Source organism: Xanthomonas sacchari (genome assembly GCF_040529065.1).
GTDB lineage: Bacteria > Pseudomonadota > Gammaproteobacteria > Xanthomonadales > Xanthomonadaceae > Xanthomonas_A > Xanthomonas_A sacchari.
This window is the reverse complement of record NZ_CP132343.1, coordinates 1,549,057-1,572,401: the sequence shown is the minus strand read 5'-3', so window position 1 is coordinate 1,572,401 and position 23,345 is coordinate 1,549,057. Positions and strand designations below refer to the sequence as shown.

21 protein-coding genes are annotated in these 23,345 nt (G+C 70.0%); 5 read left to right on the top strand and 16 right to left on the bottom strand.

The window, feature by feature from the left end:
* Positions 1–42 precede the first annotated feature (42 nt).
* From RAB71_RS06655 to pdeM, 4 genes are read left to right on the top strand one after another with little or no spacing between them, the layout of a single operon-like run.
* Positions 43–1,047, top strand: coding sequence for a ligase-associated DNA damage response exonuclease (locus RAB71_RS06655; protein ID WP_010342292.1), 1,005 nt, complete (start codon positions 43–45; stop codon positions 1,045–1,047).
* Positions 1,044–2,636 carry an ATP-dependent DNA ligase gene (locus tag RAB71_RS06650; protein WP_010342291.1) on the top strand — a complete coding sequence of 531 codons (1,593 nt, stop codon included), beginning with the start codon at positions 1,044–1,046 and terminating at the stop codon, positions 2,634–2,636. Before RAB71_RS06655 ends, RAB71_RS06650 begins: the two co-directional genes overlap by 4 nt.
* On the top strand, positions 2,633–5,179 hold the full coding sequence (locus tag RAB71_RS06645; protein ID WP_010342290.1) for a ligase-associated DNA damage response DEXH box helicase: 2,547 nt from the start codon (positions 2,633–2,635) through the stop codon (positions 5,177–5,179). Before RAB71_RS06650 ends, RAB71_RS06645 begins: the two co-directional genes overlap by 4 nt.
* Positions 5,169–5,819 carry a ligase-associated DNA damage response endonuclease PdeM gene (pdeM, locus tag RAB71_RS06640; protein WP_010342289.1) on the top strand — a complete coding sequence of 217 codons (651 nt, stop codon included), beginning with the start codon at positions 5,169–5,171 and terminating at the stop codon, positions 5,817–5,819. The genes RAB71_RS06645 and pdeM overlap by 11 nt, the downstream gene beginning before the upstream one ends.
* Before the next feature lie 551 nt (positions 5,820–6,370).
* Here the strand turns inward: pdeM and RAB71_RS06635 are convergent.
* From RAB71_RS06635 to rlmD, 8 genes are all read right to left on the bottom strand, one after another.
* Positions 6,371–7,621 carry an NAD(P)/FAD-dependent oxidoreductase gene (locus RAB71_RS06635; protein WP_010342288.1) on the bottom strand — a complete coding sequence of 417 codons (1,251 nt, stop codon included), beginning with the start codon at positions 7,619–7,621 and terminating at the stop codon, positions 6,371–6,373.
* Positions 7,622–7,719: 98 nt separating this feature from the next.
* The gene (locus RAB71_RS06630; RefSeq protein ID WP_003488188.1) at positions 7,720–7,926 is read right to left on the bottom strand and encodes a cold-shock protein; all 207 of its coding nucleotides are present in this window, start codon (positions 7,924–7,926) and stop codon (positions 7,720–7,722) included.
* A gap of 88 nt (positions 7,927–8,014) precedes the next feature.
* A complete protein-coding gene (locus RAB71_RS06625) occupies positions 8,015–8,767 on the bottom strand; it encodes an S-methyl-5'-thioinosine phosphorylase (protein WP_087943469.1) in 753 nt (250 codons plus the stop codon).
* A gap of 85 nt (positions 8,768–8,852) precedes the next feature.
* Complete coding sequence (locus RAB71_RS06620; RefSeq protein ID WP_010342284.1) at positions 8,853–9,407, bottom strand: hypoxanthine-guanine phosphoribosyltransferase; 555 nt, start codon at positions 9,405–9,407, stop codon at positions 8,853–8,855.
* Positions 9,407–10,414, bottom strand: a complete 1,008-nt coding sequence (gene nagZ / locus RAB71_RS06615; RefSeq protein WP_010342283.1) for a beta-N-acetylhexosaminidase — start codon at positions 10,412–10,414, stop codon at positions 9,407–9,409. Before nagZ ends, RAB71_RS06620 begins: the two co-directional genes overlap by 1 nt.
* Before the next feature lie 250 nt (positions 10,415–10,664).
* Positions 10,665–11,339: a DsbA family oxidoreductase gene (locus RAB71_RS06610; RefSeq protein ID WP_010342282.1), complete on the bottom strand. Its 675-nt coding sequence runs from the start codon at positions 11,337–11,339 to the stop codon at positions 10,665–10,667.
* Positions 11,340–11,456: 117 nt separating this feature from the next.
* Positions 11,457–11,981: a CYTH domain-containing protein gene (locus tag RAB71_RS06605; RefSeq protein ID WP_010342281.1), complete on the bottom strand. Its 525-nt coding sequence runs from the start codon at positions 11,979–11,981 to the stop codon at positions 11,457–11,459.
* Positions 11,982–12,050: 69 nt separating this feature from the next.
* The gene (gene rlmD / locus RAB71_RS06600) at positions 12,051–13,397 is read right to left on the bottom strand and encodes a 23S rRNA (uracil(1939)-C(5))-methyltransferase RlmD (protein ID WP_010342280.1); all 1,347 of its coding nucleotides are present in this window, start codon (positions 13,395–13,397) and stop codon (positions 12,051–12,053) included.
* Positions 13,398–13,546: 149 nt separating this feature from the next.
* Between rlmD and RAB71_RS06595 the strand changes: the two genes are divergently transcribed.
* Complete coding sequence (locus RAB71_RS06595) at positions 13,547–14,257, top strand: response regulator transcription factor (protein WP_010342279.1); 711 nt, start codon at positions 13,547–13,549, stop codon at positions 14,255–14,257.
* A gap of 308 nt (positions 14,258–14,565) precedes the next feature.
* Here RAB71_RS06595 and recO read toward each other — a convergent pair whose 3' ends face one another.
* The 8 genes from recO to RAB71_RS06555 all read right to left on the bottom strand — a co-directional run bounded on the left by recO (position 14,566) and on the right by RAB71_RS06555 (position 23,330).
* Positions 14,566–15,429, bottom strand: coding sequence for a DNA repair protein RecO (recO, locus tag RAB71_RS06590; protein WP_234006665.1), 864 nt, complete (start codon positions 15,427–15,429; stop codon positions 14,566–14,568).
* A 141-nt stretch (positions 15,430–15,570) separates the two neighbouring features.
* A complete protein-coding gene (locus RAB71_RS06585; protein WP_353940057.1) occupies positions 15,571–16,542 on the bottom strand; it encodes an IS110 family transposase in 972 nt (323 codons plus the stop codon).
* Between the two features lie 407 nt (positions 16,543–16,949).
* Positions 16,950–17,855, bottom strand: coding sequence for a GTPase Era (gene era / locus RAB71_RS06580; protein ID WP_010340598.1), 906 nt, complete (start codon positions 17,853–17,855; stop codon positions 16,950–16,952).
* A complete protein-coding gene (rnc, locus tag RAB71_RS06575) occupies positions 17,852–18,532 on the bottom strand; it encodes a ribonuclease III (protein ID WP_010340597.1) in 681 nt (226 codons plus the stop codon). The genes era and rnc overlap by 4 nt, the downstream gene beginning before the upstream one ends.
* Positions 18,522–18,899: a DUF4845 domain-containing protein gene (locus RAB71_RS06570; RefSeq protein ID WP_010340596.1), complete on the bottom strand. Its 378-nt coding sequence runs from the start codon at positions 18,897–18,899 to the stop codon at positions 18,522–18,524. Before RAB71_RS06570 ends, rnc begins: the two co-directional genes overlap by 11 nt.
* Positions 18,900–18,919: 20 nt before the next feature.
* Complete coding sequence (gene lepB, locus RAB71_RS06565; RefSeq protein WP_010340595.1) at positions 18,920–19,720, bottom strand: signal peptidase I; 801 nt, start codon at positions 19,718–19,720, stop codon at positions 18,920–18,922.
* Positions 19,721–19,832: 112 nt separating this feature from the next.
* The gene (gene lepA / locus RAB71_RS06560; protein WP_010340594.1) at positions 19,833–21,623 is read right to left on the bottom strand and encodes a translation elongation factor 4; all 1,791 of its coding nucleotides are present in this window, start codon (positions 21,621–21,623) and stop codon (positions 19,833–19,835) included.
* A 174-nt stretch (positions 21,624–21,797) separates the two neighbouring features.
* Positions 21,798–23,330, bottom strand: coding sequence for a DegQ family serine endoprotease (locus RAB71_RS06555; RefSeq protein WP_010340593.1), 1,533 nt, complete (start codon positions 23,328–23,330; stop codon positions 21,798–21,800).
* Positions 23,331–23,345 lie beyond the last annotated feature (15 nt).

The following is a 23,345-nucleotide window of genomic DNA, read 5'->3' as shown; positions in this document are numbered from 1 at the left end:
GATTCTCATCTCCTGCACACCGGCTTGGACACAGTGGCGCCCATGCCGAATGCCGCTTCCCAGGACCTGGTGGTGCTGCGCCCGGAAGGGCTGTACTGCCCCGCCGGCGACTTCCATATCGATCCCTGGCGACCGGTGCCGCGCGCGGTCATCACCCACGGCCACGGCGACCACGCGCGCTCGGGGATGGGCGAATACCACTGCGCTGCCGCCGGCCTGCCGATCCTGCGCTGGCGGCTGGGCGAGCAGGCCTATCGCGCCTACGACTACGGCACCCGCTTCACGCTCGGCCGCGCGCAAGTGTCGCTGCATCCGGCCGGACACGTGCTCGGCTCGGCGCAGGTACGCATCGAAGTGGATGGCGAGGTCTGGGTCGCCTCGGGCGACTACAAGCGCCAGCCCGATCCGACCTGCGCGCCGTTCGAGGTGGTGCGCTGCGACACCTTCATCACCGAAGCCACCTTCGCCCTGCCTGTGTACCGCTGGCCGGATACCAGCGCGGTGGCGCGCGAGATCGTCGCCTGGCGCCGCGAGTGTGGCGCGCGCGGCGAAGCCGCGGTGCTGTTCTGCTATGCGCTGGGCAAGGCGCAGCGCGTGCTCGCCGAACTGCAGCCCTGGGACGACCAGCCGGCGCTGCTGCACGGCGCGGTAGCGGCCGGCGTGGCGGTGTACCGCGAGGCCGGCGTGGCGATGCTGGACACGCGCACCGTGTCCGAACTGGACAAGCGCGCCGACTACGCCGGGCAACTGGTGCTGGCGCCGCCCTCGGCCGCCGGCAGCCCGTGGCTGCGCCGCTTCCGCCACGCGCAGCTCGGCTTCGCCTCGGGCTGGATGCGGTTGCGCGGCAACCGCCGCCGGCGCAACTACGACCGCGGCTTCGTGGTCTCCGACCATGCGGACTGGCCCGACCTTCTGCGCACCATCGACGAGACCGGCGCGCGGCGCGTGATTGCGACTCACGGCAACACCGACGCGATCATCCGCGCGCTCAACGAACGCGGCGTCGCCGCCGAGGCGTTCCGTACCGACTACGGTGGCGAGGAATGAAACGCTTCGCCGCGCTGTATCGGCAATTGGACCAGAGCACCGCGACGCTGGACAAGCGCGCCGCGCTGGTGGCGTATTTCGAGCAGGCGCCGCCGGCGGACGCGGCCTGGGCGATCTGGTTGCTCAGCGGCGGCAAACTGCGGCGCATCGCCAACACCCGCGAACTGCGCGAGTGGATCGCACAGGAAAGCGGCCTGCCCGGCTGGCTGGTGGACGACAGCTACGACCACGTCGGCGATCTGGCCGAAACCCTGACCCTGCTGCTCGACGATCCGGCGGAAACCCCGGACCCGGCACCGCTGCGCGACTGGATCGAGGAGCGCCTGCTGCCGGTGGCCGCACAGGACGACGCCGCGCGCCGCGCCGCGGTGGTGGCGGGCTGGCGCAGCCTGGCCTTCGACGAGCGCCTGCTGTTCAACAAGCTGCTGACCGGCGCGTTGCGCGTGGGCGTTTCGCAGCGGCTGGTGCAGCAGGCGCTGGCGGCGATGTCGGGGATCGACATCGCACGCATTGCCCAGCGCATGCTCGGCGCCTGGTCGCCGACGCCGCAGGCGCTGGAGCAACTGCTGTCCGACGAGGTGCTGCCCAGCGACCGCCAGCAGCCCTACCCGTTCTTCCTCGCTTCGCCACTGGAAGCCGAGGCCGCCACGCTCGGCGCCCTCGACGACTGGCTGCTGGAGTGGAAATGGGACGGCATCCGCCTGCAACTGATCCGCCGCGACGCCGAGGTAGCGCTGTGGTCGCGTGGCGAGGAACGCCTGGACGGGCGCTTCCCGGAAATCGAAGCCGCCGCGGCGACGCTGCCGCGCGATGCGGTGATCGACGGCGAACTGCTGGCGTGGCGCGAGGGCGAGGATGCGCCGCTGCCGTTCACCGCGCTGCAGACCCGCATCCAGCGCCGCAAGCCCGGCGCCAAGACCCTGGCCGACACGCCGGCGCGCGTGCTCGCCTACGACCTGCTGGAACTGGACGGCCACGACCTGCGCGAGCAGCCGCTGCAGCAGCGCCGCGCGCAGCTGCAGGCCTTGCTGGAAGCGCACGCCGATCCGCGCCTGACCCTGTCGCCGCAGGTGCAGGCGACGACGTGGGAGCAGGCGGCGGCGCTGCGCGAGGATGCGCGCGTGCGCGGCGTGGAAGGGCTGATGCTCAAGCGTGCGACGTCGCCCTACCAGTCCGGCCGCCGTCGCGGCGATTGGTGGAAATGGAAGGTGGCGCCGCTGACCATCGACGCGGTGCTGCTGTATGCGCAGGCCGGCCACGGCCGGCGCAGCACGCTGTACACCGACTACACCTTCGGCCTGTGGGATGGCGAGCAACTGGTGCCGGTGGCCAAGGCGTACTCCGGCCTGGACGACAGCGAGATTCTGGCGCTGGACCGCTGGATCCGTGCGCACACCACCGAGCGCTTCGGCCCGGTGCGCGCGGTGACGCCGTATCACGTGTTCGAGCTCGGCTTCGAGGCGGTGAATCGCAGCAGCCGGCACAAGTCCGGCATCGCCGTGCGCTTCCCGCGCATCCTGCGCTGGCGCCACGACAAGCCGTTCGCCGAGGCCGACCGCTTGAGCACGCTGCAGGCGTTGGCGCGATGAGCGGATCGGCGGCGCGGCGGCGCCCGGCCGATGCGCCGCTGTACGCCTGGTTCGCGCAGCAGGGCTGGCAACCGCTGCCGTTCCAGCGCGCGCTGTGGGGGCATTACCTGGACGGCGGCTCGGGGCTGCTGCACACGCCTACCGGCAGCGGCAAGACCCTGGCCGCGTTCGGCGGCCCGTTGCTGGAGGGCCTGCGTGCGCAGGCCGCGGCGCAGGCGGCCGCCGCCAAACAGAAGCCCGCCCGTGGCAACGGCGCCAGCGCGGCTGCCAAGACCGTCTCGCCGCCGCGCACGCGCCGGCAGGCGCAGCGCGACCTCAAGGTGCTGTGGATCACCCCGTTGCGTGCGCTCGCCGCCGACACCGTGCGCGCGCTGCGCGAACCGGCGCAGGCGTTGGGCCTGGACTGGCAGGTCGGCCTGCGCACCGGCGATGCCAGCGCGCGCGACAAGCGCCTGGCGCGTAGCGGCAAGCTCGACGTACTGGTGACCACGCCCGAATCGCTGGCACTGCTGCTGTCCTATCCCGATACCGCGCCGCAACTGGCGACGCTGCGCTGCGTGATCGTCGACGAGTGGCACGAACTGCTCGGCAACAAGCGCGGCGTGCTGCTGCAGCTTTGCCTGGCACGGCTGCGCGGCTGGGCGCCGGCGCTGCGCACCTGGGGCCTGTCGGCCACGCTCGGCAACCTGGACGAGGCGCGCGACGTGCTGCTGCCGCACCTGCCGCAGGCGCCGATCGTGGCCGGGGTCAAGCCGCGCACGCTGACCCTGGAGACGCTGGCGCCGGCGGTCGGCGAACGCTTCCCCTGGGCCGGCCACCTGGGCCTGGCGCAGTTGCCGCGGGTGCTAGAGAAGCTTTTCACGGTGCGCACCAGCCTGTTGTTCACCAACACCCGCGCGCAGGCCGAGCTGTGGCACCAGGCGCTGACCTCGGTGTGGCCGGAAGAGGCGCACACGCTGGCGCTGCACCACGGCTCGCTGGATCCGGCGCTGCGCAGTGCCGCCGAGCAAGGCTTGCGCGACGGCAGCCTGCGCTGCGTGGTGGCGACCTCGAGCCTGGACCTGGGCGTGGACTTCCCCGCGGTCGACCAGGTGCTGCAGGTCGGCAGCCCCAAGGGCGTGGCGCGGCTGCTGCAGCGCGCCGGCCGCGCCAAGCACCGCCCCGGCGAGGCCGGCCACGTGCTGTGCGTGCCCTCGCATGCGCTGGAACTGGTCGAATACGCCGCCGCGCGCCGCGCCATCGCCCATGGCCGCATCGAATCGCGGCCGTCGCCGCGACTGTCGCTGGACGTGCTGGCGCAGCACTGCATCACCTGCGCGCTGGGCGGCGGCTTCGACGCCGAGGCGCTGTACGCCGAAGTGCGCGGCACCGCCGCCTTCGCCGCGCTGGACCCACCGACCTGGCAGGCGGTGCTGGAATTCGTCGTGCAGGGCGGGCGCGCGCTGGCGCAGTATCCGGACTACCGCAAGGTGGTGCTGGACGAAGACGGCCTGTACCGCGTGCACGACCGTCGCATCGCCCTGCGTCATCGCCTGTCGATCGGCACCATCACCAGCGACGGCAGCGTCGCGGTGCGCTTCCTGCGCGGCGGCCGGCTCGGCGCGGTGGAGGAGCAGTTCGTCGGCCGCCTGCGCCGCGGCGACCGCTTCCAGTTCGCCGGGCGCCTGCTGGAACTGGTGCGGCTGGAGGACATGACCGCCTACGTGCGCCTGGCCAAGGGCGGCGACGGCAGCGTGCCCAAATGGATGGGCGGGCGCATGCCGCTGTCTTCGGAACTGGGCCGCGAGGTGGAAGCGGTGTTCGCCGATCCGCGCGGCGAGGCCGAACTGCGCGCGCTGGCGCCGCTGCTCGGCCTGCAGCGCGCGCTGTCGGATCTGCCGGCGCCGCAGCGGCTGCTGGCCGAGCGCGTACGCGCCCGCGACGGCCAGCACCTGTTCGTGTATCCGTTCGCCGGCCGCCAGGTGCACGAAGGCCTGGCCGCGTTGCTGGCGCTGCGCTGGGGCCGGCGGCAGCGCAATACCTTCAGCTTCGCCGCCAACGACTATGGCTTCGTGCTGTCGCCGGCGGAGGATGCGCCGATCGACGCGGCGCTGCTGCGCGAGCTGCTGAGTCCGGCGCAGTTGTTCGAGGATCTGCGCGAGAGCCTCAACCTGGGCGAACTGGCGCGCCGCCAGTTCCGCGAGATCGCCCGCGTCGCCGGCCTGTTGCCGCCGAGCCTGCCCGGCCGCCTGCCGCGCAGCCTGCGCCAGTTGCAGGCTTCCAGCGGCCTGCTATACGACGTGCTGAGCCGCTTCGATCCCGAGCACCTGCTATTGGCGCAGGCCGAGCGCGAGGTGTTGCAGGGCCAGATGGAACTGACCCGGCTCGCCGCCACCCTGGACGATTGCGCCGCGCGCGAACTGGCGCTGCACAGTCCTCGCAGCCTTACGCCATTGGCATTCCCGCTGTGGGCCGAGAGCATCCGCGGCCAGCTCAGCACCGAAGACTGGAAGGCACGTGTGATGCGCGCGGCGGCGCAACTGGAGCAACGCCATGCGCGCTGAACTGGACTGGCTGCTGGCCGGCGAACCGATGCGCCTGCTCGGCGACCGCGCGCTGTACTGGCCGGCGCGGCGACGGCTGCTGATCGCCGACCTGCACCTGGGCAAGGCCGACGTCTTCCGCCGCGCCGGCATCGGCCTGCCGCGCGGCGGCACCGCGCTCGACCTGGCGCGGCTGTCGGCCCTGCTGCAGGCACAGGATGCGGTGGAACTTTGGATCCTCGGCGATGTGCTGCACGGCGCCGCGCCCGATGCCGACTGGCAACGCCAATGGCATGCCTGGCGCGCGCAGCATCCGCAGCTGCGCGTGGCGGCGATCGCCGGCAACCATGACCGCGCTCTGGCCGGCGCCGGGCTGGACATCGCCCTGCTCGGCGCGCAGGTGGAGGACGGCCCGTTCGTGCTGCGCCACGATCCGGTGACGGATACGCAGCGCCACGTGCTGTGCGGACACTTGCATCCGCTGGCCAAACTGCCGGGCCTTCGCCCGCGCTGGCCGGCGTTCTGGCTGCGCGACGGCATGACCGTGCTGCCGGCGTTCTCGCACTTCACCGCCGGCGTCGCCCCGGTCCTGGCGCCGGGCGAGCGCCTGGTCGCCTGCGTGGAGGGTGCGGCCTTCGCCCTTCCAGTGGCGACGGCGTAGATCGGGCGCGGTGGCAGATGGTCGTGACTGCAACCGACCTGGCCGGTGCGCTGCCGTGCTGTGGGAGGGACTTCAGTCCCGATGCGTCCGACTCAAAGGCGTCGGGGCTGAAGCCCCTCCCACAGTGCAATCGCAAACATCGCGCGAGTGTTGGTAACCACGCTTAGGTATCGCGCCGGGCAGCCCATGACCACGATCAAAGCAACAACTGCACTGCCCTGGTGTGGGAGGGACTTCAGTCCCGACGCGACCAACTGAAGGGTGTCGGGGCTGAAGCCCCTCCCACACAAGATTGGCGAATCGCGGCACGACAGTGTTGCAAGTGCAAACACAGAACAACCGTGGAACCACGGATGCCCTGCCATCTGTCGTAGGAGCGGCTTCAGCCGCGACCGGGCGTTCCCGGGAACGCCCGGTCGCGGCTGAAGCCGCTCCTACGACACCACGGCACCATCGCCGCCGGACCGCGCTCGCTGCGTTGCGCTCTGCACGCGCCGTCGCCGCGACGAGTCACCGAAGCTCGCGTCCGATCGCGTCCGCGATCTCGCCGCCTACGGCAGCGCCACGCGTCGCGTCATCGCCTCCTGCAACGCCGCGAAAAACTCCGGCGCCAGCGGCAGCTTGCCGAACCAGCCGTGCTGGGTACCGCTGAGCACGCGCAGCATGTGCCCGCGGCCACCCGGCATGCGCCCGGCCGGCAGCATCCCCACGTCGCGCAGCCGCGCCGCCAGGTCGCGCTCGGACTGGAACAGCGGGGTCAGCCAGCGGCTCCAGAACTGGTACACCGCCACGTGCGCCTGGCGCTGCGCCTGGTAGCGCGCCAGCGCCGCGTCGATGTCCGGCGCGGTGCGCAGGCTCTCGCTCAGCGCCCAGGCGTCCATCAGCGCCATGTTGACGCCCTGCCCCAGCTGCGGGCTCATCGCATGCGCGGCATCGCCAGCCAGGACCAGACGGCCGCGGTACCAGTGCCGCTGCACCGCGTCGCGGTAGCTGGCCCGCGCCAGTTGCGCGGGTGCGTCGATCTGCGCCAGGCGTTCGCGCGCCTGCGGCCACAGCTGCGCGATCTCCTCCAGCCACGGCTGCATGCCGCGCGCCTGCCAGGCCTCGAAGTCGGCGGTCGGCAGGCTCCAGAAGAAACTCACCCGCGGCTCGGCGTCGCCCGGGCGCGTGCCAACCGGCAGCAGGCCGATCATCTTGCGCGCGGCCACGTAGCGCTGGCGCAGTTCGTCGGCGAAGGCCCAGTCGCCGCGCGGCAGCAGGCACCACAACGCGCCCCAGGGATAGACCCGATCCAGCCGGGTCGCCTGCACCTGCCCACGCAGCGTCGAGGCCGAGCCATCGCAGGCGATCACCAGGTCGAACGGCCCGTGCCAGCGGCCGTGCTGGTCCTGCACCCGGCGCAGCGTGTCGTCGATGGCGACGATGCGCGTATCGCGCTGCAAGGTGGCGTAGCCGTCCCAGGCCTGCGCCAGCAGGGCGAACAAGGCGCCGCGCTGCATGCCCAGCCCGAACAGGCGCGCGTCCAGGTCGCGATAGCGCATGTCCATCACCGCGCGTCCGCACGGCGTCTCGCCGTACAGGCGGTGCACCGGCGCGCCGTAGGCCAGCGCCTGCTCGAGCAGGCCGATCCGCCACAGCACCTGCAGGCCGGTCGGCTGCAGCAGGAAGCCGGCACCGACCGGCCCCGGCTCGGCGGCGCGCTCGAACACCTGCACGCGGTGCCCGTCGCGCGCCAGCAGCAGCGCCAGCGCCTGGCCCGCGGTGCCGTAACCGACGATCCCGATCTGCAGTCCTTGCTTCATTGCATCCACTGTCTGCGAACGCCGCCACGGCGGCGACGTCTCCCACAAAAAACCCCGCCGAAGCGGGGTTCAAGGCACAACCGAGTCAACGCGAGCGCTTACTCGACCGGCGTGATATTCGAGGCTTGCGCGCCCTTCGGACCCTGGGTCACGTCGTAGCTGACACGCTGTCCTTCCTGCAAGCTGCGGAAGCCCTTGGAGTTGATCGCGGAGAAGTGCGCGAACACATCGGCGCTACCGTCTTCCGGAGAAATAAAACCAAATCCCTTGGCGTCGTTGAACCACTTGACGGTACCGTTCGGCATGGTGATGCGAGACCTTTTGCAGTGAATGGGTGGTGGTTGTGCGGCAGCCGCACCGGCGGAGTATGCAAAGCTTGCGCAGCGAAGACAATCACCCGCGCGCCAGTTCCCCCACCAGCTCCGGCAGGCCCACCGAGGCCGCCTCCACGTTGGCCAGCACCTCGGCCAGGGTGATCTCCTCGGCGTCGCCGCAGCCGGCCGCCCAGTTCGCCACGATCGCCAGGCAGGCGTAGTCCAGGCCCAGCTCGCGCGCCAGCCCGGCCTCGGGCATGCCGGTCATGCCGACCAAGTCGCAGCCGTCGCGGCGCAGCCGCGCGATCTCGGCAATGGTTTCCAGGCGCGGGCCCTGGGTGGCGGCGTAGCAACCGCCATCGACCAGAGCGGTGCCGGTGACGCGCGCGGCGGCCAGGATCTTGCTGCGCAGCAGCGGCGAATACGGATGGCCGAAATCCACATGCAGCACCTCGCTGCCCGGCTCCTCGCACAGGGTGGAGATGCGCCCCCAGGTGTAGTCGATGAGCTGATCCGGACAGGCCAGCACGCGCGGGCCGAAGCGCTCGGTGATGCCGCCGACGGTGTTCAGCGCCAGCACCCGCGTAGCGCCGATCTGCTGCAGCGCAGCAAGGTTGGCGCGGTAGTTGATCTTGTGCGGCGGCAGCGAATGGCCTTCGCCGTGGCGGGCCAGGAAGGCGACGCGATGGCCGAGCAGCGTGCCGACCCGCACCGGGCCGGAGGGCGCGCCGTAGCGCGTTTCGACCTCGTGGGTCTGCACGTCGTCGAGCTGTGCGAGCTTGTAGACGCCGGTGCCGCCGATGACGGCCAGTGCGATGTTGTCCATGCGGATCCTCGAACGGAAGGGAACGCCTGCGCCGGCGACGCGCGCCGGCAGCGGCAAACGACGGCGGCGGAGGCGAAGCTCGCCTGCGCGCTTACTCCTTCATCGCGTAGATCGCCGGCAAGTTGCGCAGAGCCTCGTTGACGTCCATGCCGAAGCCGAACACGTAGCGGTCGGGCACCTCGACACCGATGTAGTCGGCGCTTACCCCCGGCACGCAGCGGTCATGACGCTTGACCGTCAGCGCGGCGATGCGCACGTCGGTGGCGCCCTGCTCCAGGCACCACTCGCGCACCGCCTTCAGGGTCAGGCCTTCGTCGAGGATGTCGTCGAGCAGCAGCACGCGGCGGCCGTACAGCGCGGTGGCCGGGCGGTGCTTCCACACCAGCTCACCGCCGACGGTCTCGCCGCGGTAGCGGGTGGCGTGCAGGTAGTCCAGTTGCAGGTCCTGGCCACGGCTGCCCAGTTCCAGCGCCAGCTGGCCGGCGAACGGCAGCGCGCCGTGCATGATGGTCAGGTAGACCGGGGTTTCGCCGCGGTAGTCGGCGGCGATGGCGTCGGCCATCTGGGCGATGGCCTGGTCGATGCGCGGGCGATCGACCAGCAGGTCGGCCTGGGCCAGGGCCTGGGCGATGGTGAGAGTGGACATCAGGCGGTTTTTCCGAAGGTGGAGAGGAGATGGGATTGGGCGTGGCCGTAGCGGGCATCGGCCAGCAGGCCGTCCCAGCCGAGGCCGCCGCGGCCGATCAGGCCGAGCAGCGCGGCGGTGTTGAGCGGGCGGTCGCGTACGGCCTGCAGCGAGTCTTCGACCAGTTCCGGGTGGCAGACCAGCACGACATCGCAGCCGGCATCCAGGTGCGCGGTGACCCGCGCGGCGACGCCGCCGGCGGCGAACGAAGCAGCCATGCCGATGTCGTCGGAGAACACCACGCCGCGGAAGCCCAGTTCCTGGCGCAGGATCTGCTGGATCCAGCGCGGCGAGTAGCCGGCCGGTTCCGGCGCCACCTGCGGATAGACCACGTGCGCCATCATCACCGCGTCGGCGCCGGCGGCGATGCCGGCGGCGAACGGCACCAGGTCTTCTTGGCGCAGGGTCTCCAGCGGACGCGGATCCTCGGCGTCGTCGACGTGGGTGTCCTCGAGCACGGTGCCGTGGCCGGGGAAATGCTTGAGGGTGGCGCCCATGCCGACGCTGTGCATGCCGCGCACATAGGCCGCGGCGAAGGCGGCGACCACCTGCGGATCGTCGCTGAATGCACGGTCGCCGATGGCGCGGTTGCCGCGGGCCAGGTCCAGCACCGGGGCGAAGCTCAGGTCGACGCCGCTGGCGCGGATCTCGCTGGCCATCAGCCAGGCGTGCTGCTCGGCCATCTCCAGCGCCGCGGCAGGATCGCGTGCATACAGCGCGCCGAAACCCTGCAGCGGCGGCAATGCGCTGTAGCCCTCGCGGAAGCGCTGCACGCGGCCGCCTTCCTGGTCCACGCAGATCAGCAGCGGTCGCGGCGTGGCGGCGCGGATCGCCGCGCTCAACTCGGTCACCTGCGCGCGCGAGGCGAAATTGCGTTTGAACAGGACCACGCCGGCCACCGCATCGTGCTGCAGCCAGTCGCGCTCCTGCGCGGTAAGTTCGGTACCGGCAACGCCGATCGCGAGCATGCGGGGGATTCCTCCTGCCGGCGCGGTTCAGGCGCCTGTGGGCCGGCATTGTCGCAGATGCCGGCGTCGGCGGCAGGTCGCCCCTCTGTCAGCTGACACGTCGCGGTAATGAACGCGTCCGAGTTGAGGCACGCGCGGCGAGCGCAGCGCAGCGCAGCAGGGCCGCGCCGCGCTGCCGTTCGCCCGGTTCACGCGCGCAAGGCGGCCTTGCGGCCCGTTGCCTCCTGCGACGACGTCTGGCGCGGGACGTCTAGACCGCGCAGCCGTCCGGGCCGCAATCGTGGCCCGCCTGGGCGTCAGCGAGCAGGCCGCGCACGGTGGCGGCGAACACCTCCGGCGGCTGCGCGCCCTGCAGCGCCTGGCGGCCATCGATCACGTAGGTGGGTACCGCGCGGATGCCCATGGCCTGCGCCTGCTGCAATTCCGCCTCGATCTCGTCCAGACCCTCGTCGCCGTCCAGCAGCGCCTGCACCCGCGCCACCGACAGCCCGCCCGCGGCGCCGGCCTCGCACAGCGTCTGCGCCTCTGCCAGGTTGCGGCCCTCGGCGAAGTGCGCGTGGAACAGCGCCTCGGCGACCGCGTCGACATCGCCCTCGCGCGCGGCCAGCCACAGCAGCCGGTGCGCGGGCAGCGTGGTCACCCGCACCTGGCCGCGGCCGAAGTCGAACGGCAGACCTTCGGCACGCGCGGTGGCCTGGGTCTGCGCGAGGATCTGCTCGGTGCGCGCCGCACCACCGAACTTGGCCGCATAGGCCTCGCGCAACGGCACCGGCTCGGTGCCGGCATCCGGATCCAGTTGATACGGATGCCAGTGGATCTCCAGCGCCGGCGCCTCCGCGCCGAGCGACGCAAGACCTTGCTGCAACCGGCGCTTGCCGATCCAGCACCAGGGGCAGACCACGTCGGACCAGATATCGATGCGCATGAGCGGGGATTGGGGATTGGGGAGTCGCAAAAGCATAAGCCCGATCGCTGCGAGAAGCGGGGATTCGGGATTGGGGAGTGGGGATTCGCAAAAGCGGGCCGCGCGCGGCGTTTGGCTTTACGCTTTTGCCAATCCCGAATCCCGACTCCCCAATCCCGTCCATTCGCAGAATGGACAGTTCGCCAGCGCGACGTTGTAGTACCGGGGATCGTCGGTGACTTCGGCACCGAGCCAGTCCGGCCGGGCGAATGCCTCGTCGGCACTGTCCAGCTCGATCTCGGCGACCACCAGCCCGGCGTTGTCGCCGAGGAACTCGTCCACTTCCCAGAGGTGGCCCTGGTACTGCACAAGATGCCGGCGCTTGTCGATCAGGCCGCCCACGCACAGCGCCAGCAGCGCGCGCGCATCGTCAAGCGGAATCGGATACTCGAACTCCTGGCGGGTGTGCCCGAGCTCGCGCGACTTGAGGTTGAGGAACGCGGCCTCGCCCTGCACCCGCACCCGCACCGACGCCTTCTGCGCCCCACTGGCCAGCGCCGCCTGGTCGTTGAGATACCCCTGCGCCATCGGCATCACCGCATGCGCGGCCGCGCGCCAGCCGTCGCCGGTCACCAGGAATTTGCGTTCGATTTCGATGGCCATGGGAATCGGGAATGGGGAAAGGAGAATGGAAAAAGCTTAAACCGCGCGCGCAGCCGCCGTGACGAATCCCTAATCCCGATTCCCCATTCCCGGCTTCTCAAACACCGCAATGCTCTCCACATGCGCGGTATGCGGGAACATGTCCATCGCGCCGGCGGCCTTGAGCACGAAGCCCTGTTTGTTGACCAGGTAGCCGGCGTCGCGCGCCAGCGAGCCGGGATGGCAGCTGACGTAGACGATGCGCTGGAACTGCTTCAGCGGCAGTTGCTGCAGCACCTCCAACGCGCCGGAGCGCGGCGGGTCCAGCAGCAGCTTGTCGAAGCCCTGGCGCATCCACGGCGCCTGGCGCTGGTCCTGGGTCAGGTCGGCGGCGAAGAACTGGGCGTTGTCCAGGCCGCTGCGCTGCGCGTTCTCCCGCGCGCGCGCCACCAGCCCGGCGTCGCCCTCCACGCCCACCACCTCGCGCACGGTGCGCGCCAGCGGCAGGGTGAAGTTGCCCAGGCCGCAGAACAGGTCCAGCACCCGGTCGCCGGGCTGCGCGTCGAGCAGCGCCAGCGCGTGCGCGATCATCTTCTCGTTGAGCGCGGCATTGACCTGGATGAAGTCCAGCGGCCGGAACGCCAGTTCCACGTCCCACTGCGGCAGCCGGAACGACAGCGGCACCTCCTGCGGATACAGCGGATGCACGCTGTCCACGCCGCCGGGCTGCAGGAAGATGGCGAAGTCGTGCTGTTGCGCGAAGGCGATCAGCGCGTCCTGGTCGCGGGCGCTCAGCGGCTGCATGTGGCGGAAGGTCAACGCCACCGCGGCGTCGCCGGCGATGAACTCGATCTGCGGGATGTCGCGCTTGCCGTCCAGGCTCTCGACCAGTTCCGCCAGCGCGGTCACCTTGAAGCCGATCTGCGGGATCACCGTATGGCAGACCGACAGGTCGGCGACGAAGCGCGGATCCTGCTCGCGGAAGCCGACCAGGGTCTTGTCCTTCTTCTCCACCCGCCGCACCGAGAAGCGACCCTTGCGCCGGTAGCCCCACGGCGCGCCGGTCAGCGCCGGCAGCACCGCCTGCGGGGTCACGTGGCCGATGCGCTCCAGGTTCTCGGTCAGCACCCGCTGCTTAGCCACGATCTGCTGGTCCTCGGCCAGGTGCTGCAGCACGCAGCCGGCGCAGACGCCGAAATGCGGGCAGCGCGGCGTTACCCGCTGCGGCGAGGCCTGCAGCACCTGCACGGTGCGCGCCTCGTCGAAGTGGCGGTTGCGCGCGGTCGGTTCGGCCAGGACGGTCTCGCCAGGCAGCGCGCCGGCGACGAAGGCGACCTTGTCGCCCTCGCGGCGGGCCACGCCGCGGCCATCGTGGCTGAGGTCGGCGATGTCGGTCTGGAAGGGCGTGCGGTCGAGACGGTTTCTGGATCGGGCCACGTGGCAACAGGCTGCGGGCGGAAAAGGGCGGCTATTGTCGCAGATGGGCCGGGCCGGGACCGGCTTGCGATTGCCGCGCCGGCGAGGCAAAGTGGCGCACGCACGCGCGCCGCCGCGCGGGATGCGACCACGCCGCATGGAGGCTCAGCATGGCATCGACCCAGGACCCGGTAACGCGACTGCTGCTCGTCGAAGACGACCCGATCAGCCGCACCTTCTTCGACGCGACCCTGCAGGCGCTGCCGGCGCAGGTGGACCTGGCCGACTCCGTCGCCAGCGCCCTCGACCGCGCGCAGACGCAGGCCCACGACCTGTGGCTGATCGACGCCAACCTGCCCGACGGCAGCGGCAGCGACCTGCTGCGCCAGTTGCAGCGGCAGCGCCCCGGCACCCTCGGGCTGGCGCACACGGCAGACGCCAGCGGCACCGTTCGCGCGCAGCTGCTCGATGCCGGGTTCGCCGACGTGCTGCTCAAGCCGCTCAGCACCGAACGGCTGCTGCAATCGGTGCGCCGGCTGCTGGCGCGCGGCCACTCCGGCGGCACGCCGGGGACTGCCGAGCCGACCCTGGACTGGGACGAGACCACCGCGCTGGCCGCGCTCAACGGCGAGCGCGCGCATCTGATCGCGCTGCGCGAGCTGTTCCTGGCCGAGCTGCCGGGCACCCGCGACGCGGTCGCCTCGGCCCTGCAGCTCAGCGACGACCAGGCCGTGCGCAACCACCTGCACCGGCTGCAGGCCAGCTGCGGCTTCGTCGGCGCCGCGCGCCTGGCGCGCGCTGTGCGCCAACTGCATGGCGACCCGGCCTCCTCGCAGGCCCGCCACCAGTTCAGCGAGGCGGTGGCGGCGTTGTTGCACTGAAAGCCGGGATTGGGGATTGGGGATTCGGGATTGGGGATGCCGATCGGCGTCCGCCTGGGCTGGGGGAAACGCGGCCTCGGTTGCGATCCGCGCGCTCCCGGACGTTGCCAGGGCGGCGCAGGCCGCGGCCGCCCTCGCCTACCTGCCGTCTCCAATCTCACGTAGGCGCGGCTTCCGCCGCGACAGGCGTTACCGGGAACGGCCATCGCGGCTGAAGCCGCTCCTACAGAGAAACGTGCATCTGGTGACGTGTGCGGTCGCCTGGGTGCCCGTCTGGCCGCGGCGCTCGCGACGCCGACCCTGTACGATCACGACGCCGCGGACGGCGGCACCTTCGCCTCTTCCGCCGTGGACTCCGCCATCGCGTCGGACGTGGACTCCGGATCGGCGTCCGCGTCGGGCGTCGCCGCGCGGAGTGCCGCCTCCGGCGCCGCGGTGGCCGCGCTGCGCTGCCGTGCCAAGTCCTCGACCATTTCCCAGGATTTCAGGCCGCGCCCACCGAGGTGATGCAGCAGCACCACGCGCATGCCGCGGCGCAGGCCGGGCAGATCCTCGGCGACCGGTTCGGTGTCGTCGGCCAGGGCCAGCAGCGCGCGGCCGGTGGCCATGCCGCTGCGCTGGTCGTGGCCGCGGTCGCTCAACAACCGGCGCGGTCCGTGTTCGGCGTCGAGCACGTAGCGCGCGGCCGGGTCGATCGGCTCACCGTCGCCGTCGTGGCGCAGGTCGAAGCCCACGCCCAGCGCCTCCAGCAGATCGCGCTCGAAGCAGCGCAGCGACCAGGCCAATGGCGCCTCGGCCGCCAGCCGTGCGCGCACCCGCGCATAGGCCAGGTACAGGTCCGGCGCCGGGTCGTCGCGCGGGGCCAGGCGCAGGGTCAGTTCGTTGATGTAGAAGCCGGCCAGCATCGCCTCGCCGCTCAGCCGCGGCGCCGCATCCAGCGCCTCGGCCGCGCGCAGTTGCGCCAGTTCGCCGCGGCGCTGCGCGCTGAAGCGGATCGACTGCAGCGGCTGCAACGCCGCGCGCAAGGCCTGCTTCTTCGGCCCCTGCACGCCGCGCGCCAGCACCCCGAGCCGGCCGTGGTGCACGCTCAGCACCTCCACCAGCAGGCTGGTCTCGCGCCAGGGCCGGGCGTGCAGGACGAAACCGGGTTCGTGCTCTATCAAGGCGGGGATTCGGGAGTGGGGATTGGGGATTCGCAACAGCAGCGGCCCGGGAACGGAACGCGTGCGGATGCGCGGGAAGCGGTGCTATACCGAGTTAAACGGGACCACGCAAGAAAGGGCCGCGTTTCTTTGTAGATACCGTCTTACCCCCTAGCAGGCAAGTCCCCTTTTCGGATCGAACGCCGTACCCGATTTGAGAACCCCGTAGGCCAGGTGCAGGAGCTTGCGCATGGCGGCGCACACGATCTGCTTGCCGGCTTTGCCGCGTTCGCTCAGCCGCTGTTTCAGCGTCCGGATGATCGGGTTGTGGGTCATGGCCACCAGGGCCGGCATGAACAGGCCCGCACGCAGGCGGGGCGAGCCGGTGCGCGAGATGCAGACGTGGCCTTTGCGGTCGCCCGACTGCTGCAGGCACGGATTCAGGCCCGCGAAGGCGGTCACCGCCGCGGCATCGGCGAAGCGCCTCACATCGCCAAGCTCGGCCAGCATCAAGGCCGCGCTGGTGTCGGCAATCCCCTGGATGCTCACCAGCAGCTCGCGCTGCCCACGCAAGGTCGGATCCTGGTCGATGTGGTCATCGATGGCCTGCTCGATCTGGGCGATGTGGTGTTGCAGATCGGCCAAATGGACCTGGATCGAGTCCTTCACCTGGGCCGGAGCGACGTCCAGCCGGTTGCGCTCCATCTGCAGCATCTGTTGCAGATCCTGGCGCCGGCGCACCAGCGCTTTGAGCTGCTTGAGCGCCGGCGGATCAGGGTGCCAACGGCGTAACTGCTCGCGGTGACGCAGGGCATAACTGGCGATCAGCTTGGCATCGCTGCGATCGGTCTTGACCCGGCTGAGCTGGCTGCGTGCGTACGCGGCCGTCTGCGCAGGGTTGAGCACGCACACCTGATAGCCTCGTGCGTGGAGGAACTCGGCCAGCGCCTGGTGATAGGTGCCGGTGGCCTCCATGGCGATCCAGCTATCGGGCTGCGCATGCGTCTGCAGCCATGCCTGCAGGGCCTGGAAGCCCTTGGCATCGTTGGACAACTTGGCCTTGGTACGGTGCTTGCCATTGGTCAGATCGATGGCCGCATCGAAACTGCGTTTGGCGACGTCGATGCCGATGACGGGAGACATACGCGATTCCTCCATCGTGTCAGGGTCATGATCGGCGCTGGGCCCGGTCCTGCCTTGTCGATGCGAGTTCACGCCCGGGAGCGGACTCTGGATACCGTTCGGACACACAAGGGCCAGCATGTGGAGGGCGGAGCCGATCTACGATGCAAGCTCGAAGCTTTAGGAGCGACTGGGCCTCCCACACCTCCTCCGATGATCAGTCGGAAGACATGACGCCTGTTTAGGGGCGACATGTCCAGATACAAGGAGCGGCTTCAGCCGCGACGCGCGTTACCGGGACAGCCTGTCGCGGCTGAAGCCGCTCCTACAAAACGCCAGATGCGCTGCGCACCCTCAGAAAATCCCGAATTCCGGCTTGCAACAGCCGCAGGCTGGTCATCCCGAATCCCGAATCCCGAATCCCGGCTTTACTCCCCGTACCCGAACGCCTTCAACGCCGCCTCGTCGTCGGACCAGCCCTCGCGCACGCGCACCCAGGTCTCCAGGAACACCTTGGCGCCGAACAGGCGCTCCATCTGCTGGCGGGCCTTGGCGCCGATGTCCTTCAGGCGGGTGCCGCCCTTGCCGATCACGATCGCCTTCTGGCCTTCGCGCTCGACCCAGATCACCGCGCCGATGCGCAGCAGCGCGCCGTCTTCGGCGAAGCGCTCGATCTCCACGGTGGTCGCGTACGGCAGTTCCTCGCCGAGCTGGCGCATCAACTGCTCGCGCACCAGTTCGCCGGCCAGGAAGCGCTGGCTGCGGTCGGTGATCTCGTCTTCGCCGAACATCGGCGGCGCTTCCGGCACCAAGGCCAGCAGGTCGCGCACCAGCGCCTCCAGGCCCTTGCGCTTGAGCGCGGAGATCGGATGCACCGCGGCGAAGCTGCGGCCCTCGCTGACCTGCTGCAGGAACGGCAGCAGCGCGGTCTTGTCCTTGAGCCGGTCGACCTTGTTGACCACCAGCACCACCGGGATGCCGGCGTCGCTGAGCACGTTGAACGCCAGCGTGTCCTCCTCGTCCCAGCGCCCGGCCTCGATCACCAGCAGGCCGGCGTCCACGCCTTCCAGCGAGCCGCGCGCAGCGCGGTTCATCACCCGGTTCATGGCGCGCTTCTGCTCGCGGTGCAGGCCGGGGGTGTCGACCAGCAGCAACTGACCGGCCGGGAAGCTGGCGATGCCCAGCAGCCGGTGCCGGGTGGTCTGCGGGCGGTTGGAGACGATGCTGACCTTGGCGCCCACCAGGGCGTTGGTCAGGGTGGACTTGCCCACGTTGGGGCGGCCGATCACGGCCACGCTGCCGCTGCGGTAAGGGGGAGTGGCTTGTTCGTTCACTTGCTCGAATCCAGTTGCTCGATGGCGGCGGCGGCGGCCTGCTGCTCGGCCAGGCGCCGCGAGGTGCCCTCGCCCTCGGTCACCAGGGCGGGCTCGGCGAGTACGCAGCGTACCCGGAATAGCTTGGCGTGGTCGTCGCCGGTCTCGCTGATCAGTTCGTAGGCCGGCAGGGTCCGCTGCCGGGCCTGCAGCCATTCCTGCAGGCGGGTCTTGGCGTCCTTCTCCACCTTGCCCACCGGCAGCGCCGCCAGTGCGGTCTCGAACCAGGGCAGGATGGTGGCGCGGCAGGTCTCGAAGCCGGCGTCCAGGTAGATCGCCGCAACCACGGCCTCCACCGCATCGGCCAGGATCGAGTCGCGGCGATGGCCGCCGGACTTCATCTCGCCCGGGCCCAGGGTCAGGTGTTCGCCCAGTTCCAGTTGCCGGCCGATGGCGGCCAGCGAGGCCTCGCGCACCAGCTCGGCGCGGGCGCGGGTCAGCGCGCCCTCGTCGGCCTTGGGCCAGCGCTGGTACAGCGCCTCGGCGATCAGCAGGTTGACGATGCCGTCGCCGAGGAATTCCAGACGTTCGTTGTGCGGCGCGCCGGCGCTGCGATGGGTCAGCGCCTGCGCCAGCAACTGCGGCTCGGCGAAGCGGTGACCGATGCGGTCACCGCGCAGGATGGTCTTACTGGCCACCACGCGTCGTCAGGTCCTGGGTGGCGTCGAACTTGCCGACCACGTCCAGATTGGCGATCAGCGGGCGGCGCACTTCGTAGGCCACGTGCATCTTCACACCGGTGTCGGTGCGCTCGAAGGTGACGTCGCCGGGCTTGACGTTGTCCGAATTGTTGATGTCCAGGCGCCGGAACAGCGAGGCCTTGGCCTGAGACGGATCCATCTCGGCGCTGCCGGCTTCGGTCGCCAGGCCCTTCATCGCCGAGCGCACCGCATAGAACTCCATGTACATCGGGAACAGCTTCATGCCGATGTAGACGAAGAATCCGACCACCGCCAGCACGATCACGAACGAGGTCAAGGTCATGCCACTTTGCTTGTGCTTCATCGCGCTTCCCCTCACGCAAGTCACTGAATGGTCGTCCCGATCCGCGACGGATCGAAACTGCCGCTGCAAAACCAGCCTTCGCAATTGAGCCAGATCAGGAACGCCTTGCCGCGCAGGTTCTCCTCGGGCAAGAAATGGGTCTGGGTCCAGAACCGGCTGTCCTCGCTGTTGTCGCGATTATCGCCCATCACGAAGTACTTGCCCGGCGGCACCACCCAGTCGCCCTGGCCGGCCGGATTGTTGCGGTCGATCCACTCCAGCTCGGTGTGGGTGCGGCCCGGCAGGTACTCGGTGAGCAGCGTGGCACCGGTCATTTCCGCGCCCTTGCCCTTGCCGACGTACTCGCCCATGACCTTGTACTTCATCGGCGTGCCGTTGATGTACAGGGTGTCGCCGTGGAAGCCGATGCGATCGCCCGGCAGGCCGATCACGCGCTTGATCCAGTTCTCGTCCGGCTTGTGCGGCGGCTTGAACACCACCACGTCGCCGCGCTTGGGCTCGCCGACCGGAATGATCTTCTGGTTGGTGATCGGCAGGCGGAAGCCGTAGGAGAACTTGTTGACCAGGATGAAATCGCCGACCAGCAGGTTCGGCATCATTGAGCTGGACGGGATCTTGTACGGCTCGGCGATGAAGCTGCGCAGGATCAGCACCACCGCCAGCACCGGGAAGAACGCCCGCGAGTAGTCGACGATCACCGGCTCGCTGTCGAGCAGGCCGGCCCGCGCAGCGCGGCGCTTGGCGAAGAACAGCTTGTCCAGCAGGGTGATGATGCCGGTGGCGAAGGTCAGGACCACCAGCGCGATTTCAAACCATTTCATTCGGGTTCCTTCGGAACGGGATTTGGGATTGGGGATATGGGATTCGCAAGAGCGGGACGGCGGCAGGCGTACCTGCCTTGGCCAATCTCCAATCCCGAATCCCCAATCCCGGCTACTTGTCCATCTGCAGCACAGCCAGGAAGGCTTCCTGCGGGATTTCCACGCGGCCGACCTGCTTCATGCGCTTCTTGCCTTCCTTCTGCTTTTCCAACAGCTTCTTCTTGCGCGAGACGTCGCCACCATAGCACTTGGCCAGCACGTTCTTGCGCATGGCCTTGACCGTGGTGCGGGCGATGATCTGCGAGCCGATCGCGGCCTGGATCGCCACGTCGAACATCTGCCGCGGGATCAGGTCCTTCATCTTCTCGCACAGTTCGCGGCCGCGGCGGTCGGCGTGGCTGCGGTGGGCGATCAGCGACAGCGCATCGACCTTGTCGCCGTTGATCAGCACGTCCACGCGCACGAACGGGCCGGTGTCGAAACGCACGAAGTGGTAGTCCAGCGAGGCGTAGCCGCGGCTGACCGACTTGAGCTTGTCGAAGAAGTCCAGCACCACCTCGGCCATCGGCAGCTCGTAGCTGATCTGCACCTGGCTGCCCAGGTAGTTGATGCCGATCTGGCTGCCGCGCTTTTCCTCGCACAGCTTGATGATGTTGCCGATGTATTCCTCGGGGGTGAGGATGTTGGCGCGGATGATCGGCTCGCGGATCTCCTCGACCATGTTCACCGGCGGCAGCTTGGCCGGGTTGTCCATGCTGATGATGCTGCCGTCGGTCTTCAGCACCTCGTAGACCACGGTCGGCGCGGTGCTGATCAGGTCCAGGTTGTACTCGCGCTCCAGGCGCTCCTGCACGATCTCCATGTGCAGCATGCCGAGGAAGCCGCAGCGGAAGCCGAAGCCCATGGCCTCGGAGCTTTCCGGTTCGAAGCGCAGCGCCGCGTCGTTCAGGCGCAGCTTGTCCAGCGCCTCGCGCAGGTTGGTGTAGTCCTCTGCATCGACCGGGAACAGGCCGGCGAACACGCGCGGCTGCATTTCCTGGAAGCCCGGCAGCGGCTTGCTCGCCGGGTCGCCGGCCAGGGTCAGGGTGTCGCCGACCGGCGCGCCGTGCACGTCCTTGATGCTGGCGGTGACCCAGCCCACCTCGCCCGCGCGCAGCGCCGCCAGCACCTTGCGCTTGGGCGTGAACACGCCGACGTTGTCGACCTGGTGGGTGCGGCCGGTGGACATCACCAGCAGCTTGTCGCCAGCCTTGATCTCGCCCTGCATCACCCGCACCAGCGAGACCACGCCCAGGTAGTTGTCGAACCAGGAATCGATGATCAGCGCCTGCAGCTTGTCGGTGTCGCGCGGCACCGGCGGCGGGATGCGGTGCACGATCGCCTCCAGCACGTCGCGCACGTTCAGCCCGGTCTTGGCGCTGACCGGCACCGCGTCGGTGGCGTCGATGCCGATCACCGCCTCGATCTCGGCCTTGGCGCGGTCGATGTCGGCGGTGGGCAGGTCGATCTTGTTCAGCACCGGCACCACTTCCAGCCCCTGCTCCACCGCGGTGTAGCAGTTGGCCACCGACTGCGCCTCCACGCCCTGCGCCGCGTCCACCACCAGCAGCGCGCCCTCGCAGGCGGCCAGCGAGCGGCTGACCTCGTAGGAGAAGTCGACGTGGCCGGGGGTATCGATGAAGTTCAGGTGGTAGACCTGCCCGTCCTGCGCGGTGTACGGCAGCGACACGGACTGGGCCTTGATGGTGATGCCGCGTTCGCGCTCGATCGGGTTGGAGTCGAGCACCTGCGCTTCCATCTCGCGCGCCTGCAGGCCGCCGCAGAGTTGGATGATGCGATCGGCCAGGGTCGATTTGCCGTGGTCGACGTGGGCGATGATGGAGAAGTTGCGGATGTTCCGCATCGAATCAGAGGACATGAGGTGGGCGGCGGCCAGGACCGTCGTCAGGATAACGGGCCATTATCGCATGGCCGGCGGCCGCTGGTGACGGCCGCCGGGTTCGCCCCTGGCCCCGGGGTGCCGACCCGTCCGGATCGGCGCCCGGGATGGCGCCCAGCCTCCGCCGGGCGCGCGGGATCAGCCGCCGGCGCGCACCGCGACGAAGCTGGTGGTGTCGCGCACGCGGATCAGCAGCATCACCACGTCGCCCTTCTTGTAGGCGCTCAGCTGCTGGTTCAGGGCCGCCACGCTGCCGACCGGGGTGCGCCCGACCTGCAGAATGACCATGCCCGGCACCAGCTGCGCGTCGCGCGCGGCGCGGCCGGTCACCGCGGTGATGCGCACGCCCTTGCCCGGCTCCACCCCCAGCTGCTGGCGGGTGGCGGCATCCAGGTCGGCCACTTCGATGCCGAGCAGCGCATTGGCACCGGTGGCCGGGGCGGCGTTGTCGCCGACCGCCGGGCCGGCATTGGGCTGGGCGTCGTCGGCCAGCGCGGTCAACTGCACGGTCAGCTCGCGCGGCTTGCCGTCGCGCAGGATGCCCAGGCGCACCTTGGCGCCCGGCTGCATCGCGCCGATCATCGGCGGCAGGTCGCTGGAGGCGCCGATCTCGGTGCCGTTGACCGTGCGGATCACGTCGCCCACTTCCAGCCCGGCCTTGGCCGCCGGGCTACCCTGGACCAACTGGTTGACCAGGGCGCCGCGGGTATCCGGCAGGCCCAGGCCCTGCGCCTTCAGCGAATCGATGGCGCCGACCATGACCCCGAGCTGGGCGCGGGTGACCTTGCCGGTCTTCTTGATCTGCTCGACCGCGCTCATCGCCAGGTCGATCGGGATCGCGAAGCTGATGCCCATGTAGCCGCCGGAGGCGGAGAAGATCTGCGAGTTGATGCCGACCACCTCGCCGCGAGTGTTGAGTAGCGGGCCGCCGGAATTGCCCTGGTTTATCGCCACGTCGGTCTGGATGAACGGCACGTAGCGCTGGTCGGCGTAGGGATTGCTGCGGCCGGTGGCGCTGACGATGCCGGCGGTGACCGAGTGATCCAGGCCGAACGGCGAGCCGATCGCCACCACCCACTGGCCGGGCTTGAGCAGGTTGGAGTCGCCGATGCGCACCGTCGGCAGGTTCTTGCCGTCGATCTTCAGCAGCGCGACGTCGTACTGCTGGTCGCTGCCGACCACCTTGGCGGTGAACTCGCGGCGGTCGGTGAGCTTGACCTTGACCTCGCTGGCGCCGTCGACCACGTGGTGGTTGGTCAGCACGTAGCCATCGGGCGAGATGATGAAGCCCGAGCCCATCGAGCGGCCCGCGGGGCCGTCGTCGTCCGGCGTGCCGCCGCGCGGCTGCCCGGGCATGCCCGGCATGCCGTCCGGCCCGAAGAAGCGGCGGAAGAACTCGGGCATCTGGTCGTCGTCGGGCATGCCGCCGCCGGAGCGCGCGGCCGCGGCGCGGCGGCTGATGGTGGTCTCGACATTGACCACGCCCGGGCCGACCTGCTCGACCAGCCGGGTGAAGTCGGGAAGGTTGCCGACCAGCTGCGGCGCCGGCGCGGACTGCGCGGCCGGCGGCGGGGCGCTGGCGGCACTGGGGCTGGGCTGCTGCGCACAGGCAGCCAGCGGCACGGTCAGCGCCAGCAGGCCCAACAGATGGTGGCGGATACGGTGAGTCATCGGACGCGAGCCTCC

Coding starts and splice junctions, on each gene's coding strand:
- lepA (WP_010340594.1), bottom strand. CDS start 21,623: ATGCGGAACATCCGCAACTTCTCCATCATCGCCCACGTCGACCACGGC.
- nagZ (WP_010342283.1), bottom strand. CDS start 10,414: ATGCTCGCGATCGGCGTTGCCGGTACCGAACTTACCGCGCAGGAGCGC.
- RAB71_RS06630 (WP_003488188.1), bottom strand. CDS start 7,926: ATGCCGAACGGTACCGTCAAGTGGTTCAACGACGCCAAGGGATTTGGT.
- RAB71_RS06585 (WP_353940057.1), bottom strand. CDS start 16,542: ATGTCTCCCGTCATCGGCATCGACGTCGCCAAACGCAGTTTCGATGCG.
- lepB (WP_010340595.1), bottom strand. CDS start 19,720: ATGAAATGGTTTGAAATCGCGCTGGTGGTCCTGACCTTCGCCACCGGC.
- RAB71_RS06645 (WP_010342290.1), top strand. CDS start 2,633: ATGAGCGGATCGGCGGCGCGGCGGCGCCCGGCCGATGCGCCGCTGTAC.
- RAB71_RS06635 (WP_010342288.1), bottom strand. CDS start 7,621: ATGAAGCAAGGACTGCAGATCGGGATCGTCGGTTACGGCACCGCGGGC.
- RAB71_RS06570 (WP_010340596.1), bottom strand. CDS start 18,899: ATGAAGCACAAGCAAAGTGGCATGACCTTGACCTCGTTCGTGATCGTG.
- RAB71_RS06605 (WP_010342281.1), bottom strand. CDS start 11,981: ATGGCCATCGAAATCGAACGCAAATTCCTGGTGACCGGCGACGGCTGG.
- RAB71_RS06655 (WP_010342292.1), top strand. CDS start 43: ATGCCGAATGCCGCTTCCCAGGACCTGGTGGTGCTGCGCCCGGAAGGG.
- RAB71_RS06595 (WP_010342279.1), top strand. CDS start 13,547: ATGGCATCGACCCAGGACCCGGTAACGCGACTGCTGCTCGTCGAAGAC.
- RAB71_RS06610 (WP_010342282.1), bottom strand. CDS start 11,339: ATGCGCATCGATATCTGGTCCGACGTGGTCTGCCCCTGGTGCTGGATC.
- RAB71_RS06650 (WP_010342291.1), top strand. CDS start 1,044: ATGAAACGCTTCGCCGCGCTGTATCGGCAATTGGACCAGAGCACCGCG.
- pdeM (WP_010342289.1), top strand. CDS start 5,169: ATGCGCGCTGAACTGGACTGGCTGCTGGCCGGCGAACCGATGCGCCTG.
- RAB71_RS06555 (WP_010340593.1), bottom strand. CDS start 23,330: ATGACTCACCGTATCCGCCACCATCTGTTGGGCCTGCTGGCGCTGACC.
- RAB71_RS06620 (WP_010342284.1), bottom strand. CDS start 9,407: ATGTCCACTCTCACCATCGCCCAGGCCCTGGCCCAGGCCGACCTGCTG.